Raw genomic sequence first — 17563 nt, forward strand, 5'->3', positions numbered from 1 at the left:
TTCAATTATATATCAATAGAGTGTACTCTATTGATACAAGTATAGTAGACAGATAAAATCATAGTAGGGAGTGTCTCATAAGACTTGTATCAAAAACGAGGTGGTATGATGCGAAAAATCGGTTATATACGTGTCAGTTCAACTAGCCAGAATCCTTCAAGGCAATTTCAGCAATTGAACGAAATCGGAATGGATATCATTTTTGAAGAAAAAGTTTCTGGAGCAACAAAGGATCGTGAGCAACTTCAAAAAATGTTAGAGGATTTACAGGAAGGTGACATTATTTATGTTACAGACTTAACTCGGATCACTCGAAGTACGCAGAATTTATTTGAAATGATTGATTTAATACGCAGTAAAATGGCAAACTTAAAATCACTCAAGGATACATGGTTAGATTTATCAGAAGATAATCCATACAGCCAATTCTTAATTACGGTAATGGCTGGCGTTAACCAATTAGAGCGAGATCTTATTCGTATGCGTCAGCGTGAAGGGATTGAGCTAGCAAAGAAAGAAGGAAAGTTTAAAGGTCGATTAAAGAAATATCATAAAAATCACGCAGGTATGAATTATGCAGTTAAACTATATAAAGAAGGAGGAATGACTGTAAATCAAATTTGTGAAATTACAAATGTATCTAGAGCTTCTTTATATAGAAAATTATCTGAAACATGAAAAGGATTAAAGAATTAAAGGATTATAGGAGTATTAAGGGCTTTACCTTATGGTAAGCCCTTAATTTGAAGAATTACTTCTTAACAATCAAGACAGGAATTTCGGACCGGTGTAACACCCCTTGAGCAACACTGCCCACCAATACTCGATCAAAAACACCTCTTCCATGACTACCCAATATAATAAGATCTACTTCCTCTGTTTGGGCAACATGACAAATGGTTTGACTTTGGTGACTTATTTGATGATTATATTCAAGACGATCCTTCCAAGGTTGAAGGACTCCTTCCATAATTTTCTTTTCAATATGTTTACTAAGTTCTTTTTCGTATCGATCCACTGCTTCAGTTGCAAAATCATAGGCGTAATTTTCTTTAACCGTGACGTAAAGCACAACACCTGTTGCATTTGGCCAAGCTTCCAAGAACTCCCCTGTCATTCTTGCGGCATGTTCAGAATAAGCCGAACCATCAGTAGGAAATAATATTTTATTCATTTAAGAAACCTCCTGATTTACAATTAATTACATTGTGAAGTATGTGATAACAGATAACAAAACAGATGTAATAGCCATTGCTAGAAGTGGTCTTAACGCTTTCGTTCTAAGGTCTTTTAGACTAACATTTAAACCTAATCCAATCATAGCCATAGTTAGGATAAAGGAAGTGAAGAAAGAGATGCTATTCATGACACTAGTTGGGACGGTAATCAAATGACCAAGGACATAACTTCCAAATAAGCTCATGATAATAAAACCTATGAGAAACCATGGAAATTCAATTTTAGCATCAGAATCTGATTCAACTTTATTTTTTCGTTTCATCCAGTACATAAGAATAAAACTAAGTGGAACGAGTAAGAAAACACGACCTAGTTTCGCTAACAAAGCAATAGCAAGTGCATCTGGACCAGCAGGCGCTCCTGCTAAGGCAACATGAGCAATTTCGTGTAGACCTACACCTGACCAAACACCGTATTGAAGGTCTGTCAAAGGGAGAAACGGACGTAAGATAGTGTATGTTATGGCGAAAATGGTACCAACTAAAGCAATTATACCTGCCCCAATAGCAGTATCTTCATCCTTTGCTTTCAAAATGGGTGAAACGGCTGCAATTGCAGCAGCGCCACACACCCCTGTTCCAATTCCTAATAACAAGGATAAGGAAGAATTCGCTTTGAATAGTTTTGCAAGCAACATTGTAAGAAGGATTGAAAAAACGATGGTTCCAACATCTCTTGCAAGCAAACCTAACCCTTGATGAAAAACAACATCAATGTTTAGTTTTAACCCAAAAAGGATAATAGCAAGCCTTAACAACCTTTTGGCAGAGAATTGGATTCCAGTACGGAATTTCTCAGGATATCCCCAAATTTGTCGATAAACTACTGCAATGATGATTGCACAGGCGAGCTGACCAACATGATCTAACCCGGGTATTTGTGATAATCCAAAACCAACTAATGCAATAATAAAGGTAAATCCAACACCACCGAACCAAAGTCCTCTCGAGGATGATTTTTTATGTTTTGCTAATGATGTATTCATTTTAACAACTCCTATATTTGCTTCCTTGTATTAAGAGTATATTTGTTTTGATAATAAGTAAAATAGATTATAATTATAGCTGTAATATAAAATTACTTATCATTGAAGTTTCTTAGACCCCATTTTATTCTAAGGAGGAAGACTCATAATGGATCAATCTTTACTTGTATTTACTACAGTTGCAGAACAAAAGAACTTTACTCGAGCAGCTGAACTTCTCCATATGACACAACCAGCAGTCAGCAATTATATACAAACGTTAGAAAAAAACATGGGGATAAAATTGTTAGAGAGGACAAACAAATATGTTCGACTTAGCAAGGCTGGAGAAATAGTATTTCATCACGCCAAGGACATCTTAGGTCTCTATACTCGAATGGAAAGACTCATTGATGATTTAAAACATACTGCAAGTGGTCCTCTTTCTATTGGTGCAAGTTATACTTTCGGAGAATACATTCTTCCTCATAAAATTGCCAGTTTGCTTAAATCCTATCCATTATTAAATCCAATCATTACTATAAAAAATTCTAATGAAATTATAGATTTAATAAAGAAACACGAGGTAGATGTTGGGATAATCGAAGGAGAGGCTAATAATGAAAATATAAAGGTTATACCATTTTCTCTTGACGAGTTATCAATTACAGTCCCTTCAAATCACCATTTAGCAGAACAAAAGGAAATAGACCCCTTGTTATTAAACCTAGAGACTTGGTTAGTTCGTGAAGAAGGTTCTGGAACGAGAGAAATGCAAGAAAAGGGATTTAAACAATTGGGGTTTTCTCCGAAGAAGTATATGACATTTGGGAGTACGCAAGTTATTAAGGAATCTATTGAAGCTGGTCTAGGAATTTCTATACTCTCACACGCGTCAATAAAAAACGAACTAGAACTTGGTAAAGTGAAGTTACTTGATATAAATGGGTTTCCAATCTCACGAAATTTTTCACTTATAACTCCAAGAGTTGAATTTTATACAAAAGCAATCGAGATATTTATTGAATCCTTAGTTATAGAATGAAATCCAGTCAATTGTGAATAACGAGGTGAAAAGCAAGCCCTATCAACGTGGAACAAGTTCATCCAATGTCAGATAAAATAAATACCAATCCTCCACGTATCGTTGTTAAAATCGGGTTATTAATCTTGGGAGTGATCTTAGCGTTGTAAATCCGCATTTTCCTGACGCTACCCCTATTCGAAAGTTTAATCGCAAGAGATATAATTGCTGAAAATTATAAAAGGTAAAACCATACATAAAATTGATTTTGGGGCTCTTTTTGAGTCGATCTAGGAGCTGACTTTTGAGTTTTTAATCGATTTAAACGGAAACAGCGTATAATTTATATTATACGCTGTTTTTTTATTATAGAATTAATACAATAGATATCGTTTCAAGATGTGTAAATGAAGGATATATGGTATATTTTTCATGCATACATTTTGAGTCAATGGAGTGAAAATAATATGAAGAAAAAAAGACTGGAATTCGACCCCTTAGATGTTTTTGAACCTATTTCTTTAGGCGATACTTTATCAGGTATACCTAAAGGTGAATTGACGCTTGATCTATGTATGAAAGTTTTGAAGATGAATGGATTTCAAATACGCTTTGTACCTGAACATTTACGATCAGAAGATATTATTATTGCGGCAGTTTCAAGTACGAGTACTGTATTACGTTTTATTGATCCTGAGTTAATTACGCTGAAAGTGGCTCAAGAAGCTATCTCTAACGATCCTTTATCCTTAAGATATATTCCTCATGAACTTCGCATACCTTCCCTATGCAATCAAGCAGTCAAAATGGATTGGGGGGCATTTGAATATTTGCCGCAACGATTAATTACAAAAAAAAGATGTATTACATTTTTGAAACAAAGATTAGAAGAACTAGAGACATTAAATATTAATAAATTGCGAAGCGTTGTTAGAAATTGTTTTCCTTCAAAAATTCGTGCCGATCAGGAAATTATTGAATTAGAATGGACTCTAGGCGTACGTTACTTTAAAGTCAAAAAATTTGATGCTTCTATTAACAAATTCATTGTAGTCGAACCAGCAGTTTTAGATTGTTTTGACATCGAAGTCTTCCCAGAAAGAATTTTTTCCTATAAAACGTTTAAATCCTTTTTAAAAAAAATAAATAATGATCTGAGTAGAGCGGAATTACAAGACTTCCATTTTGATGGTATAAATATTCGGAAGTTGAATATTAAAGATGCATATATTTCTACAAAGACATTGCAACGCTTTGGGCTTTATGATGATTCCTTTTATAAACTCAATGTTTCAGATGGAAAAGTCCAATCTCTCACTCATACACAAATTATCGAACAATCTTCTGTAAATGAAAAACCTCGTATTTTACCTTTTACTAGCGATTTACATGAGCGTGAGAGTGTTATGAGACGTATTCATTACATAAGCGATATTCATTTGGATCATCGTTTAATTAAAATGTTTCCAACCCAAGCCACAAGAAGAGAAATCCATAACTTCATTAACAAGATTGTAACTGAGATGCTTGAATCCACAGATTTAGGTTATAACGATTATTTAGTTGTAGCGGGTGATGTTTCATCGCATTTCGATATTGTTCATATATTTTATGAATTGTTATCTTCAAAGTGTAAAAACGTTAAAATCATCGCAATTCTAGGCAATCATGAGCTTTGGGCAGTGAGGGAGCAAGATAATTCTTTAGAGGGACTTATCGATGAATATCGTAAGCTATTCGATGAACTAGGTATTTTGTTTTTGCATAATGACCTGCTTTTTCTACACGATAATGATCAATTTGATTATCTATCTGAAGAAGAAATCTTGAAAAGTAGCATCGAAGAATTGCAAAAATGGAGTCGAATGTCTTCATTCATATTCTGGGGAGGTCTAGGATTCTCAGGCTTAAACGATTCATTCAATGCAACGAATGGTCTTTATCGAAATACCATACTGACCAGAGCAAAAGATCAATATTATTCGCAAAGATTTGATGCTATTCATAGAAAGTTAATTGACGCATTAGGAGCACGTGAAGTTATTATTTGTACTCATACCCCGCTCTCTAATTGGAGTTCCGATACTTATCACCCCTCTTGGATTTATATGAATGGGCATACGCATCGTAATTTGCAACGAATAGATAATACATGTACGGTTTACGCTGATAACCAAATCGGTTACTACGGTAAAACAGTATTTTTAAAATGGTTTGATTTGCGTTGGCAGTATGACTTTTTTTGTGAATATCCTGAAGGAATACACCTCATTTCACAAAAAGAGTATCGACAGTTCGCAATCGGTTTGCGAATACAAATGCAATTCACTAGAAAAGGGAAAATATATATGTTGAAAAAGAAAGATCTCTATTGCTTTATATTTGAAAATGATAAAAAAATTCGTTATTTTTTAAGTGGGGGGAAAATCAAAAAGATCGAAGAACAAAATTTGAACTATTATTACGATCATATGGACAAGTACGCAAAAGCAATTAAGATCGCTTTATCGGGTTATCACGAACAATTACTTATGCTTTCCAAATTTATTAAAAACATTGGAGGAAGTGGAATTATTCACGGTAGCATTGTTGATATCGACGTTTATAATCACATTTATCTGGATGCTCAAACACGTAATATCGTTTCTTATTGGGCTGAAGATATTACTTCACGTTATATAGCGACTGATATACCAACACTTCTTTCAGAAAAAAGACCTGATCTATATAAAAATTATAAAAAGTTAATAAAAAACTCTTCTTCAAAAATGGAAGTCGTTGAATTTAAACAATCTAAAACAGGTAAACTCGAATCAGGTACAGAAATGTATAAAGGATCAAATCAAATGAGATCTTTACAGTATTTATTAGATCACAATATTATACGTGAATGGAATGAATCAGTCGTCGATAAAATTCTTCAAGGATCATCTGTTCCATTGTCATTATTGAACGATATAAAATCTGATTAAAACAACTTCATATTTTCCACTTTTAACCATAAAACAAACTGCTATCAAAAAATGATTTTTGATAGCAGTTTGTTTTATATCTTCTTATTAACCTTTCAAAAACCCAGGCTCCCGATAACTTGGATTCGGATACGTGTAGAATCCTTCCCCCGTCGCCGTACCCAATTTACCTTTATCGATATACTCGTTTTTCAACAGATCGGCAACGGCTTTGAAATCAGAATCGCCTGTCTGATCGGCTCTTGTTTTTGCTACGTGGTGAGCAGTATTGATTCCGATCACATCCAGCATACCGAAAGGACCTACCGGAGCGCCGGTTCCGACCATCCATGTTTTGTCGATCGTCTCAACGTCTGCGATTCCGGTAACGAGTAACTTTTGCGCCGAACTAAGCAGTGGAACAAGTAGTGAATTGACGATATAACCCGGTTGTTCTTTTTGAATAGGAAGAGCAACCATACCGATTTGTTTGGCGAATTCAATTACGTCATTAAAGACTTTATCGTCTGTGCGAGCATGCTTCATGATTTCGCCGGTATTGTTTTTCCAAATTTCGTTCGCAAAATGCAGTGCCAAAAATTGTTCGGGGCGACCTGTAGCATCAGCGAATTGACTTGGCAACAATGTCGAAGAATTCGTTGCAAAAATCGTATGCGCTGGAGCGACTTTACCCAATTTTTCATAAAATTCAACCTTGATCGGCATCGATTCCGGTACAGACTCGATAACTAGATCTGCATTCGCTGCCGCTTGAGCCAGATCGCTTTGGAAAGTTAAACGTTCCCATGCTGCTTCTACTTGTTTTTCGGTAAGCCCTAAGTCTGCTTGATAACGAGGTTTCAACTGTTGGATTCGAGTTTTCGCTTGATCCAATGCTGCATCGTTAATATCGTAAACAGTGACTGCGAATCCGTGTACAGCGGTTTGGAAAGCGATTTGGCTACCTAATACGCCACTTCCGGCGATCAAAATATTTGTATAACTCATGTTACAACAATCCCTTCTATTATTTATATATAAACATTGTCATATATTTATTTTAAACTTAATTTATATTTTAAGCAACTTAAATTCGAACTATTAGATTATTGAAAATATTTATTAAGCTTAACTGACTTTCGCTTGTGTAAATGCTTTTCGTGCAATATCCGCAAATTGTGTAATATCTTTCGGGCTACAGTCGATCGCCCAGCGCAGTTTATCGAATGAGCGAAGAACAAATAGCTCTCTCGTTTCTTGTAGAATAGCAGAAGAAAGACCATATCCCTCTAAAAAGGCGTTAATTTCATGTTCATCCGGTTTTCCTTCTATCATTTGGATTAACAGGAGTTGCATAAGATCCACATGCGGAACAGGCCCTATCTCCGCATTACCCCAATCAATAAGCGTCACATGCAAGGAGTGATCAGAAAACGATCCATCTATAAGTATGTTTTTCAAAGATAAATCTCCATGATTCAACCCGAATTCCCATTTTTTCTTCGCCAACTTTTGAAATAAGAATTGAGCTTGTCTTGATTCCTCGCGCGTAATTACACCTAATTCCAGCAGTTTATCTTGATCGTTCAGACTATTTATATTGTATCGCAAATAACCATTCCAGCTCCCGTCGGAACCGGGATGTGGCGGTGAATAGAATTCTCCTCGCTGTGCGTCTTTTAGTTCTTCACCGTAGCCTTTTACCGGGATTTGATGAAATAAAGAAGCGTATTTGCCGATTTTTCGCCAAAGTTCACAAGGATCTGCTTCGTATTCAAGCCCATTTACTCCGTTTTTAAAAGATTGAATCATATAAGGTACTTCATCCCGCACACCTAATTCTAGAATTTCCGGACTTGGAATTCCTACAAGGCTGGCTTGTTCTATACACCATTTTTCTTTCAAATAGATCTTTTCTGCGCGGGAATCTTCATCATTCATACGAATAATGATTTTCTTCCCTACAGCTTCAGCAACCCACACTTCATTAACGAAACCTTTACCAACGATCGGGTTAATAGACACTGAAGGCATGTGGAGATCTTTTTTTGCGAAAAAATCTTTTGCGATTAAAGTAGCTAATTGTCGGTTGTGCGGATTCATAAGACGTAAGCTCCTTTTGCGAATAAGATAACTTTTCACCACTATTTCTCCTTACACCTTAATTTCGATATAAATTTGAAAATACCTCTTAAAACGTAACTATTATTATGTAAACTAAAACAAAAGAAGACGAAGAGCTACTGCTCTCCGCCCCGCATGATTCATTGATTTTTTTAACTTCTGATCAATAACGATCCAAAATCAGATTCGTTTTCAGTGAATCCGCAGGAACTAACCATCCTTCGGACTGTAATTCGTTCATTAATTGTGTGCGTTGCGCAGCGGCTTGAGCATATTGGTCGGTTTTGAAAGAAATTTCGACTAACGATTCTGTACCTGTTCCCGCAGCATTCAAGATCGGCCATACTTCAATATAGACTTCGATTCCGTTAAAATCTCCGCTATATTTGGTTACCAGTACCGGACCGTGAGCACGTGAATTTTGCAAAGTCGTGGTGCCCCATCCTTTAACGCGAGTCTTATCAAGTTTACCCGGAATTTCGCTCACCAACATCTCTAATGCTTTTTCGTTGGAAGGTAAACTCAATCCTTTGGAAGCTTTTTTGCTTTTTGTCACGGAGAAGCTGAGTGTTTGTTTATTGTAGCCCCAGTCTACTTCGGCTTTGTAATTATCGTCAGAAGAGTCGAAACCGACAGCATTTGCAGTGGTTAGCGCGGCATCGATCTGCCCGTTTTGAACATCGAAACGCTTTTTATACGTCAGTTCATAATCCGATTTGCTTTCTTTTTTGCGAAGACGAACGTTCCAGTCCTCGCTGCCTAAATCCAAAGAATTCGTATCAAAATATTCGACCAACAGACGTTCAGGCGAGCTTACAATATCAAAATTTTGATTAACCGCTGGATTCAGTCCGCCGCCAGAAGTTAATACTTTATTTGCATTCATCAGGAATTTCACTTCGTAACCAGGCACGGCATTGGACGCGGCATTAACTTCCGGCAGAACGCTCCATCCCGCTAACAAAAGACTGCTTCCCAATACGGTGACTGTGACTTTTCGAACCAACTTACGAGGATGCAACGATTTGAATAAACTCATATGACTATTTTCCACTCCTTCGGATTGAGGTTCCTTTACCTTATCCACTTTAAAGAATCCGTATTCGAGTGAAATCAACAGAGTCATCGTTTCCGGTAAAAAAGAGCAAGAATTCACTGATCCAAACAAAGATTTTATATCAAAAATTCAGTGGACAACGAAGCCGAAAATTCATCAGCAAACCGTTCCAATAAAGTCGAAGCGTATCTTTCTTTGTGCGTAGCGAGACAGATTTTTCTTCTAAAACTGTGACCCGGCGGCGAGTAGCTGCGGAGTAACCCCTGTTCAACTTCATATTGTACTGCCAACCGAGAAACAAAAGAGATATGTTCGCCCAATATGACAGTCTGTTTAATCGCTTCTAACGAATCGAGCTCAAGCCCAATCGGAAGACGCTTGCCATGGTCCGCCCACCAACGTTCGGTAAGTAGGCGAGTGCTCGATTCCAACCCGTGCATCACAAAATAAAAAGAAGCGATTTGGTGTGGAGTCGGATCAGCTATCGAAGCAAGAGGATGTGTAGGCGAAAAAATCAAAACCAATTCATCTTCGCATATAGGGTCTATCGACAAATCCGGCAATTGTAAAACATCGGTTGAAAATACGCCTAAATCGATTTCTCTTCGTTCTAACATGCCCGTAATCAAAGGAGTCGGTTTTACGGACAACGAAATTCGTACACCTGGATAACTTCTTGAAAAGTGGTATAGCATCTTAGGCAACAAATAGGTAGCCGGTACGTAACTTGCACCGATTTTCAATTCGCCTTTGCGTAACGTATCGAATTCTCCGACCGCCCGTTCAGCTTCTTCCGCAAGTTCGTTAATTTTGACTGCGTAATGGTGTAAAGCTTTGCCCGAATCGGTTAACCAGACGCGTCCAATGCGTGTTTCGAACAATTTCACGCCAAAATCCCGCTCCATATTTTTCATGTGGAAAGTAATCGTAGGCTGCTTGAGATCCAAAATCTCTGCAACGGTCGTGATTTTATGATGCTTTTCGATCAATTCGATAATTTTCAATTTGGTCAGATTAAACATGATCGTTCCTCCGCTTATGTAGAATAGTCTACTATCAGTTAAATCGATAAATGTTAGGGCTGTTCATCGAGAAAATCAATTTAACGTAGAACATAAAATGCAATTAGTTACAGAACTTTTATTATGTAAACTATGTATACCTTACTTCTTTCTTCTCAAAACAGCAAAAAGCCGCAGGCTCTTTACCCACGGCTTATCCTTATAATAACGCTTACATCCATTTTCTATTTAAATAAGACCTGCGTTGAATCCTCTAATTGCAGCGGGTACTTCACCCGGATATAAAGCCGTAAAATCAGGCGACAATCGATTCATAATTTCGGACGAATCATATCCCCATCCTGCGGCGATGATCTTAATTCCAGAACGTTGTCCGGCTTGAATATCTCTGAGTTCGTCTCCGATATATAGCGCTTCATGTCGATTTAGCTTATTGTCGCGCAAAAACGAATGAATCGCACGGTGTTTGCCGAATAGGCTGAAGCACGAACGAACTTGTACGAATTGGCTGATCTCATTGTGTTGCAAAAATGAGCGAATATTGCTTTCCAAATTCGAAGAAATGATACTCAGCTCATAGCCTTGCGCGTTCAAATCTCGAATTAGATCGCCAACGCCGTCTTTGATTTCCAAAGTCTTGATCTGACGACGATATTCTGAAAACAATTGAAATCCGAGTAGCGGCAACCGGTACATCGGAATGCCGAGCGACTTGGAACGTTCGCGTATGGACCGTCCAGCAAAAGGCTCTGACTCGTCTTCGCGAATTGCGTTATATCCATGCTTAGCCGCTAAGCGATTATATAGCTCAACGATCAAGGGGCGAGAATTAACAATCGTTCCGTCGAAATCGAAAATAATATGCCGAATCATGGTCCATACCTCCTCTTATAATGAGAGCGTATCTTATTATTTAACCGTTTTGTTTAGAACTTTGACTTAAAGATGATACTTAATATCTATTATAACGGATTTTCGCCTCGAAAAATCAAGCTTTATTTTAATTTTGTGCAATTTAAGCGAAAAAATAAAAAGAACGCAAATTTGCCCGTAACCTTCTACTAAAAGGCTACAGGCAAATTCGATAATGATGATAACAACTACGGATACAATAGCTGCTGCTCCCAGCGTCCATCCTTGTTCAAACGATACTGCACACGAGTGTGTTTTCGCCCCGAATCCGCTTGCCAAAATTCGGCTTCGTCGATTTTTAACGCGTATAATCGCCATAGTGGCGCGGCTGCATCCGGATGTTCTTGCAAATATTGACGTTGTTCATCCAATACATGCTCTAACTCCTGTTGACTCTCCAGCACTTTGCTTTGGCGACCAATCATCGCTACTGCTCTCGCTTCTGCCGGACGGCGACGAAAATCTTCAGCACCTTCGATAGAACCGGTCTCTGTAGCTGTTCCGCGCAAGCGAATTTGTCTGCCTAACGTATGCCAATAAAAGGTGATCGCGGCATAAGGATTTTGCTCAAGCTGTAATCCTTTGCGGCTCTCCATACTGGATGCGAAATAAAAAGATTCACCGTGTACGTCTTTGAGAATCAACATTCGCGCATCCGGGCGACCTTCGTGATCAACCGTAGAGAGCGTCACCGCATGAGGCTCAGGAACTCGTTCTTGAAGCGCTTGTTCAAACCATCGGATAAACAACTCTCCCGGTTTTTCCGGAAGATGATCGATTTCAAAAGGTGTAAAATTGCCGGTTAAGGACTTTAATCCGCGAAACAACGGGTTACGGTTATCTTTTTTGGAATCGCTCATCTTAGTTCGTGATATCATTCAATGTCTCAAAGTCTTCATCGCTTAATTGCAAACTTGCTGCCGCAATATTTTCTTCCAAATGAGAAACGGTAGACGTGCCCGGAATCGGCAGAATCACAGGCGAGCGGCGAAGCAACCATGCCAACGCAATTTGTGCAGGCTTCGCGTTTAGACGCTTTGCGATCTCGTCGAGTGGGCCGCCGTCTTTCGCCAATTCGCCAGTTGCGAGCGGGAACCATGGGATAAAGGCGATGCCGCCTGCTTCCGCTTCTTCAAGCACGTCTTCTGCTTTTCGGTTCGAGAGATTGTACAAGTTTTGCACCGATACGATTTCGGTAATCTCTCTCGCTTCGCGAAGTTGTTCGACATTCACTTCGCTCAGACCGATATGCCGAATCTTGCCTTCTTTACGAAGCAATTCCAGCTCGCCGAGTTGTTCAGCCAGCGGCACTTTCGGATCGATTCGGTGTAATTGGAATAGATCGATTCGATCCACGCCCAAATGACGTAAACTCATCTCCGCTTGCTGGCGCAAATATTCCGGCCGACCGACAGGGCGCCAATCATTTGGACCCGAACGAGTCAATCCGGCTTTTGTAGCCACGACCACATCTTCTTGGTACGGATGTAGCGCTTGACGAATCAAAGGTTCCGCCACAACAGGGCCATAAGAGTCGGCAGTATCAATAAAGTTGACACCTAGCTCTACCGAGCGTTTCAACACCTTCACCGCTTGTTCCGGATCTTTAGGATCGCCCCATACACCGGGACCTGTTAATTGCATGGTGCCGTAACCCAGTCGGTTAACCGTCATATCTCCACCGATTGTAAAAGTACCGGAATGCGCCGCATTCATGTGATTTTCAGTCATTTGAGTTTGCTCCTCTCGAAATACGAAATTCGTTTTTCACGCAAAGACATCTTCAATTATTACCCGCAGTCTGTGTTTTGCAATCGACCTTGTTACAAAAGAAAAAGGAACAACGCATCGAATGCGTTATTCCTTACTTGAATTTAGATGTATAGATGAAAATCAACTCAGATCGGAACCATTCGTTTCGATTACTTTTTGATACCAATAGAAGCTATTTTTTTTGCTTCTTTGCAGTGTACCTTCGCCGTTATCGTCTTTATCGACGTAGATGAATCCGTAACGTTTGCTCATCTCGCCTGTAGACGCGCTCACGATATCGATACATCCCCATGACGTATAGGCAATCAGATTCACGCCGTCGCGCACCGCTTCTCTCATTTGCTCAATATGCGCCCTTAAGAATTCGATCCGGTACGTATCGTTGATCGTTCCATCCTCTTCAACCACATCGACAGCACCCAAGCCGTTTTCGACGACCATCATCGGAATCCGGTAACGGTCATACACATGGTTTAATACGTAGCGCAGTCCCACAGGATCGATCTGCCAACCCCAATCGGTCGCTTTCAGATAAGGATTTTTGAATCCTCCAAATACATTACCCGGCGTCTCGTCTCCTTCAGGGCGCGTACCGACAACGTGAGACTTATAATAGCTGAAGCTATAGAAGTCGACGCAACCTTGCTTGAGCGTTTCTTCATCTCCGGCTTCCATTTGAATCTCGATGCCTTTTTCCTCAAAATAACGCTTCGCAAAGTCCGGGTATTCGCCGCGTACTTGGACATCGCCGCATAGCATATTGTTAACCTGATCCATCCGAAGAGCGAGCAACATGTCTTCCGGCTTACATGTACTTCCGTACCCGTGGCTATAGTTAATCATACAACCGAGCTTGAAGTCTGGATTAATCTCGTGAGCAAGCTTCACGGCTTTCGCACTCGCTACAAATTGATGATGCAGCGCTTGGAATCTCATTTGCGTGCTATCTACAGCTGTGCTATTAAACACGCCGCTATCGTCGACCAGCAGTGCTCCGGCAAGATAAGCGCCAGCGGGAACGATCAGACTATTGATTTCGTTGAACGTAATCCAATACTTTACAATGTCTTTGTAACGAGTGAAGATCGCTTCGCAATACCGAACATAGCAGTCGATCATCTCTCTGGAAGCCCAAGCGTTGAATTTCATCGTTAAGCCAAAAGGCGCTTCGTAATGCGAGATTGTCACAATCGGCTCGATATTATACTTTTTCAATTCGCTGAATACACGATCGTAAAACTGTAGCCCTGCTTCATTCGGTTGTACTTCATCGCCGTTCGGGAAGATTCTTGACCAGGCGATCGACATCCGGTAAGACTTGAAGCCCATTTCGGCGAACAAGCGAATATCTTCTTCGTAATGGTGATAAAAGTCTACGGCTTCGTGCGAAGGATAATGTACGCCTTCTTCCGTCGTTCTCGTCACTCGTCTTGGCACCGTGTGGCTTCCGCCTGTCATCATATCGGACGTACTTGCCTTTTTTCCGTTTACGTTCCAAGCCCCTTCGTACTGATTGGCAGCCGTCGCGCCGCCCCACATAAAGTTCTCCGGGAATACGTTCTTCGTTTCGTTGTGCATGTGTATTTCCTCCTTAAACAATTTGAACCAACTTTTCGCCGATCGTAATCGACGTTTTATCTGTAGCAATCACATCTGTAAAGTCATCGGAATTCGTTACGATAATCGGAGTCGTTAAGTCGTAACCTTTTGCGGCAATCGCAACGGTATCAAATTCAAGCAGCAAATCGCCAGCTTTGACCGTCTGACCTTCTTGAACGTGGGCGGTGAAATGCTCGCCTTTAAGTTTTACGGTATTCATTCCCACATGAATCAATAACTCCGCACCGCCGCTCGAACTAATGCCAATCGCATGCGCGGTAGGGAATACGGCTGTTACCACGCCATTTACGGGTGAAACCAATTTGCCTTCTGATGGCGTAATCGCAACCCCTTTCCCCATAGCACCTGAAGCAAAAGCTTCATCTTGAATCGTAGACAATTCGTGTACCTGACCGGACAACGGAGCGGTCAGTACCCGATCCGAAGTCTGAAGAGCAGAAGCTCCAGCCACTACACCCGATACCGGCTGTGCAGAAGTCGTAGTTGCAGTAGCCGTTGTTTCTTCCGGAACATCTTCAAACCCTAAAATCAAAGTCATCACGAACGTCACGACAAAAGCGATCACGCAACCAATTGCGGCATGTACTAAATTCCAAGGATTTTCTGTGATAAAAGCAGGCAGAGTCGCGATCCCCGCAATACCCAGTGCCGAACGTGCTACGCCGAATAGTCCGACATATACACCGGCTACAGCACCACCGATAATGACTGCGATCAATGGCTTTTTCAGTCGCAGAGTGACCCCGAATAATGCCGGTTCTGTAATACCCAAAAGCGCAGTCACGCTTGTCGAGAAAGCGACTTGTTTGAAAGCTTTGTTCTTCGTACGTAAACCTACAGCAAGAGCTGCCGCACCTTGGCTAATATTATGGACAAGCATACCCGGTCCGACAATGCTGTCTTTTTGCGTTTGCGCATAAGCAGTCAGGACTACAGGTCCAAGGCTGTAGTGCATCCCTGTCATAATCAAGAACGGGAATGTTGCGCCAATCACACCGGACAACAACCAGCCTACATGCGTATTGATATAACCTACGCCTGTTGCCAGATAATTACCTACAATCGCGCCAAGCGGTCCTAGTACGATCAGTGTCAAAGGCGCCATCACGATCAGAATAATCAAAGGCTTGAGAATCGATTTAACCACCGAAGGTGAATATTTTTCCGCAAAACGTTCTACATAAGACAAGATCCATACTGCTAAAATAATCGGGATAACAGACGAAGAATAAGTTGCTGGAGTCACGGGCAGCCCCAAGAATTTGATAGGATCTCCAGCCGCCATCAAAGCCGAGAAGCTAGGATGTAACAATACGCCTGCAACGGCTAAAGACAATCCTACGTTTGCTTTCAGCTTCACTGCCGCGCTCCAAGCAAGTAACATGGGCAAGAAGTAATAAGCAGAGTCGCCGATAAAAGTCATGATCGTATTGAATTGACCATCCAGATCAACGAGGTTGAATGTTTTCAAAATCAGCATTAAAGCTTTGATCATGGCGCAGCCGATCATAGCAGGCAAGATTGGAGTAAAGATTCCGGAGATCGTATCCAGGATCGTCACGAAGCGTCCTTTTTTCGCTACGGGCGCATCTGAAGGAGCACCGAAATCGCCAAGCTTAGCCAATGCTTTGTATACATTGTGAACTTCGTTCCCGATAATGACTTGGTACTGACCGCCACTGCTGGCAACGCCCATAACGCCGGGTACATTTTTGAGTGCGTCGCCGTTGGCCACCGACTCGTCTTTCAGGTTAAAGCGAAGCCTTGTTGCGCAATGCGTTACGCTATCTACGTTTTTTTCGCCACCAACGAGTTTTAAAACTTCGCTAGCTGTGTTCTCATGTTTCATGAACGAATCCCCTTTGAACAATTTTTTTATAAAAAAAGACCTAGAGCCCTATCGAATATAGATGTGCTCTATAGCCGATAGGACTCTAGGTCTTGCCTGCTTCACCAGTAACAATCCTAGTTTATTCATTATGAAAATCTATTCGTTCTTTTCTTCGTCGATAACTCTTTTGATATGAACGGTGAGGTAAACAAGCTCATCATCCGTCAATTCTTTCCCGTAATCGACACGTATCAACTTTGCGATCCGCAGACTGCATTGATATTCGTTTGCATATTTTTCTTTGATAATCGGTAAGAAGTCGCTATCTCCGCTTCGTACCACGTTATCATTGAACAACCGATAAGCAAAAAATTTCAAATGCGTCGTCAGCCTGGAGTAGTGAATCGAACTTTCGTTAAAATGGATATTGAATTGATACCGAATCAGGTTCAACACTTTTTGGATAAACTGCGTGATCTTCATCGTTTCTTCCATATCGGATCCAAGCTCTGCATTAACGATATGCAAGGCAATAAAACCAGCTTCATCTTCGGGCAACTCAATATCAAACTCTTGATTAATCATGTCTAACGCTTTCATCGCAACCCGGAATTCGTTCGCATAAAAAGCTTTAATCTCAGATAAGAGTGCATTGTTAAAATTCATTCCTTTGTTATAACGAGCTACAGCGAAGTTAATATGATCAGTCAGCGTCAAATATATGTTTTCGTTGAGTTCTTTGTTCAAAGTCTCTTTGGCATATTGAATGATACTGTCCGACACACGAATATACTCCATCGGGATTTGCGCGAGTAAGGCATATAATTTGCCCGTTACATTTTTAGATTTCAGAAAAAATTCTTTTTCGATTTTGGCTTTTTCAACCTCATCTCCTTTTTTCTTCTGAAATCCAATGCCGCTTCCGAGAAGCATCATTTCTTGACGTCTATCATTTACAGCACAGACGACATTATTGTTAATAATCCGCGTGATTTTCATAGGATCTCCTTTTAAAATGAAACGTTTACAAAATTTGCAAACAAAAA

The 17563-nt window shown here is 40.2% G+C and carries 15 protein-coding genes; 3 read left to right on the forward strand and 12 right to left on the reverse strand.

The window, feature by feature from the left end; translation table 11 throughout:
- The first annotated feature begins 108 nt into the window (after positions 1–108).
- A complete protein-coding gene (locus NOM90_RS01490; RefSeq protein WP_017815735.1) occupies positions 109–678 on the forward strand; it encodes a recombinase family protein in 570 nt (189 codons plus the stop codon).
- A 73-nt stretch (positions 679–751) separates the two neighbouring features.
- On the opposite strand, the gene NOM90_RS01495 is transcribed toward NOM90_RS01490, so the two are convergent.
- Both NOM90_RS01495 and NOM90_RS01500 read right to left on the reverse strand, forming a co-directional pair.
- Positions 752–1174: a universal stress protein gene (locus tag NOM90_RS01495; protein ID WP_017815736.1), complete on the reverse strand. Its 423-nt coding sequence runs from the start codon at positions 1172–1174 to the stop codon at positions 752–754.
- Between the two features lie 27 nt (positions 1175–1201).
- Positions 1202–2224 carry a YeiH family protein gene (locus NOM90_RS01500; RefSeq protein WP_017815737.1) on the reverse strand — a complete coding sequence of 341 codons (1023 nt, stop codon included), beginning with the start codon at positions 2222–2224 and terminating at the stop codon, positions 1202–1204.
- Between the two features lie 148 nt (positions 2225–2372).
- Between NOM90_RS01500 and NOM90_RS01505 the strand changes: the two genes are divergently transcribed.
- Together NOM90_RS01505 and NOM90_RS01510 are read left to right on the forward strand one after the other, a co-directional pair.
- The gene (locus NOM90_RS01505) at positions 2373–3248 is read left to right on the forward strand and encodes a LysR family transcriptional regulator (RefSeq protein WP_107935737.1); all 876 of its coding nucleotides are present in this window, start codon (positions 2373–2375) and stop codon (positions 3246–3248) included.
- Positions 3249–3694: 446 nt separating this feature from the next.
- The gene (locus tag NOM90_RS01510; protein WP_255939453.1) at positions 3695–6199 is read left to right on the forward strand and encodes a DUF4116 domain-containing protein; all 2505 of its coding nucleotides are present in this window, start codon (positions 3695–3697) and stop codon (positions 6197–6199) included.
- 87 nt (positions 6200–6286) lie between these two features.
- On the opposite strand, the gene NOM90_RS01515 is transcribed toward NOM90_RS01510, so the two are convergent.
- The 10 genes from NOM90_RS01515 to licT all read right to left on the reverse strand — a co-directional run bounded on the left by NOM90_RS01515 (position 6287) and on the right by licT (position 17516).
- Complete coding sequence (locus NOM90_RS01515) at positions 6287–7186, reverse strand: 3-hydroxyacyl-CoA dehydrogenase (protein ID WP_255939455.1); 900 nt, start codon at positions 7184–7186, stop codon at positions 6287–6289.
- 120 nt (positions 7187–7306) lie between these two features.
- Positions 7307–8281: a phosphotransferase family protein gene (locus NOM90_RS01520; protein WP_255939458.1), complete on the reverse strand. Its 975-nt coding sequence runs from the start codon at positions 8279–8281 to the stop codon at positions 7307–7309.
- A 184-nt stretch (positions 8282–8465) separates the two neighbouring features.
- Positions 8466–9341: a hypothetical protein gene (locus NOM90_RS01525; protein ID WP_255939460.1), complete on the reverse strand. Its 876-nt coding sequence runs from the start codon at positions 9339–9341 to the stop codon at positions 8466–8468.
- Between the two features lie 134 nt (positions 9342–9475).
- The gene (locus tag NOM90_RS01530) at positions 9476–10381 is read right to left on the reverse strand and encodes a LysR family transcriptional regulator (protein ID WP_305120886.1); all 906 of its coding nucleotides are present in this window, start codon (positions 10379–10381) and stop codon (positions 9476–9478) included.
- A gap of 228 nt (positions 10382–10609) precedes the next feature.
- Positions 10610–11254, reverse strand: a complete 645-nt coding sequence (locus tag NOM90_RS01535) for an HAD-IA family hydrolase (protein ID WP_255939463.1) — start codon at positions 11252–11254, stop codon at positions 10610–10612.
- A 227-nt stretch (positions 11255–11481) separates the two neighbouring features.
- A complete protein-coding gene (locus tag NOM90_RS01540) occupies positions 11482–12153 on the reverse strand; it encodes a pyridoxine/pyridoxamine 5'-phosphate oxidase (RefSeq protein WP_255939466.1) in 672 nt (223 codons plus the stop codon).
- Between the two features lies 1 nt (position 12154).
- Positions 12155–13024, reverse strand: a complete 870-nt coding sequence (locus tag NOM90_RS01545; protein WP_255939469.1) for an aldo/keto reductase — start codon at positions 13022–13024, stop codon at positions 12155–12157.
- 162 nt (positions 13025–13186) lie between these two features.
- Positions 13187–14644 carry a glycoside hydrolase family 1 protein gene (locus NOM90_RS01550; protein ID WP_255939471.1) on the reverse strand — a complete coding sequence of 486 codons (1458 nt, stop codon included), beginning with the start codon at positions 14642–14644 and terminating at the stop codon, positions 13187–13189.
- A gap of 13 nt (positions 14645–14657) precedes the next feature.
- Positions 14658–16535 carry a beta-glucoside-specific PTS transporter subunit IIABC gene (locus tag NOM90_RS01555; RefSeq protein WP_255939473.1) on the reverse strand — a complete coding sequence of 626 codons (1878 nt, stop codon included), beginning with the start codon at positions 16533–16535 and terminating at the stop codon, positions 14658–14660.
- Between the two features lie 138 nt (positions 16536–16673).
- Positions 16674–17516 (reverse strand): BglG family transcription antiterminator LicT, encoded by an 843-nt coding sequence (licT, locus tag NOM90_RS01560; RefSeq protein ID WP_255939475.1) that lies wholly within the window; start codon positions 17514–17516, stop codon positions 16674–16676.
- Positions 17517–17563: the final 47 nt, after the last annotated feature.

Origin of the sequence: Saccharibacillus sp. JS10, from assembly GCF_024436065.1 — a bacterium.
Lineage (GTDB): Bacteria > Bacillota > Bacilli > Paenibacillales > Paenibacillaceae > Saccharibacillus.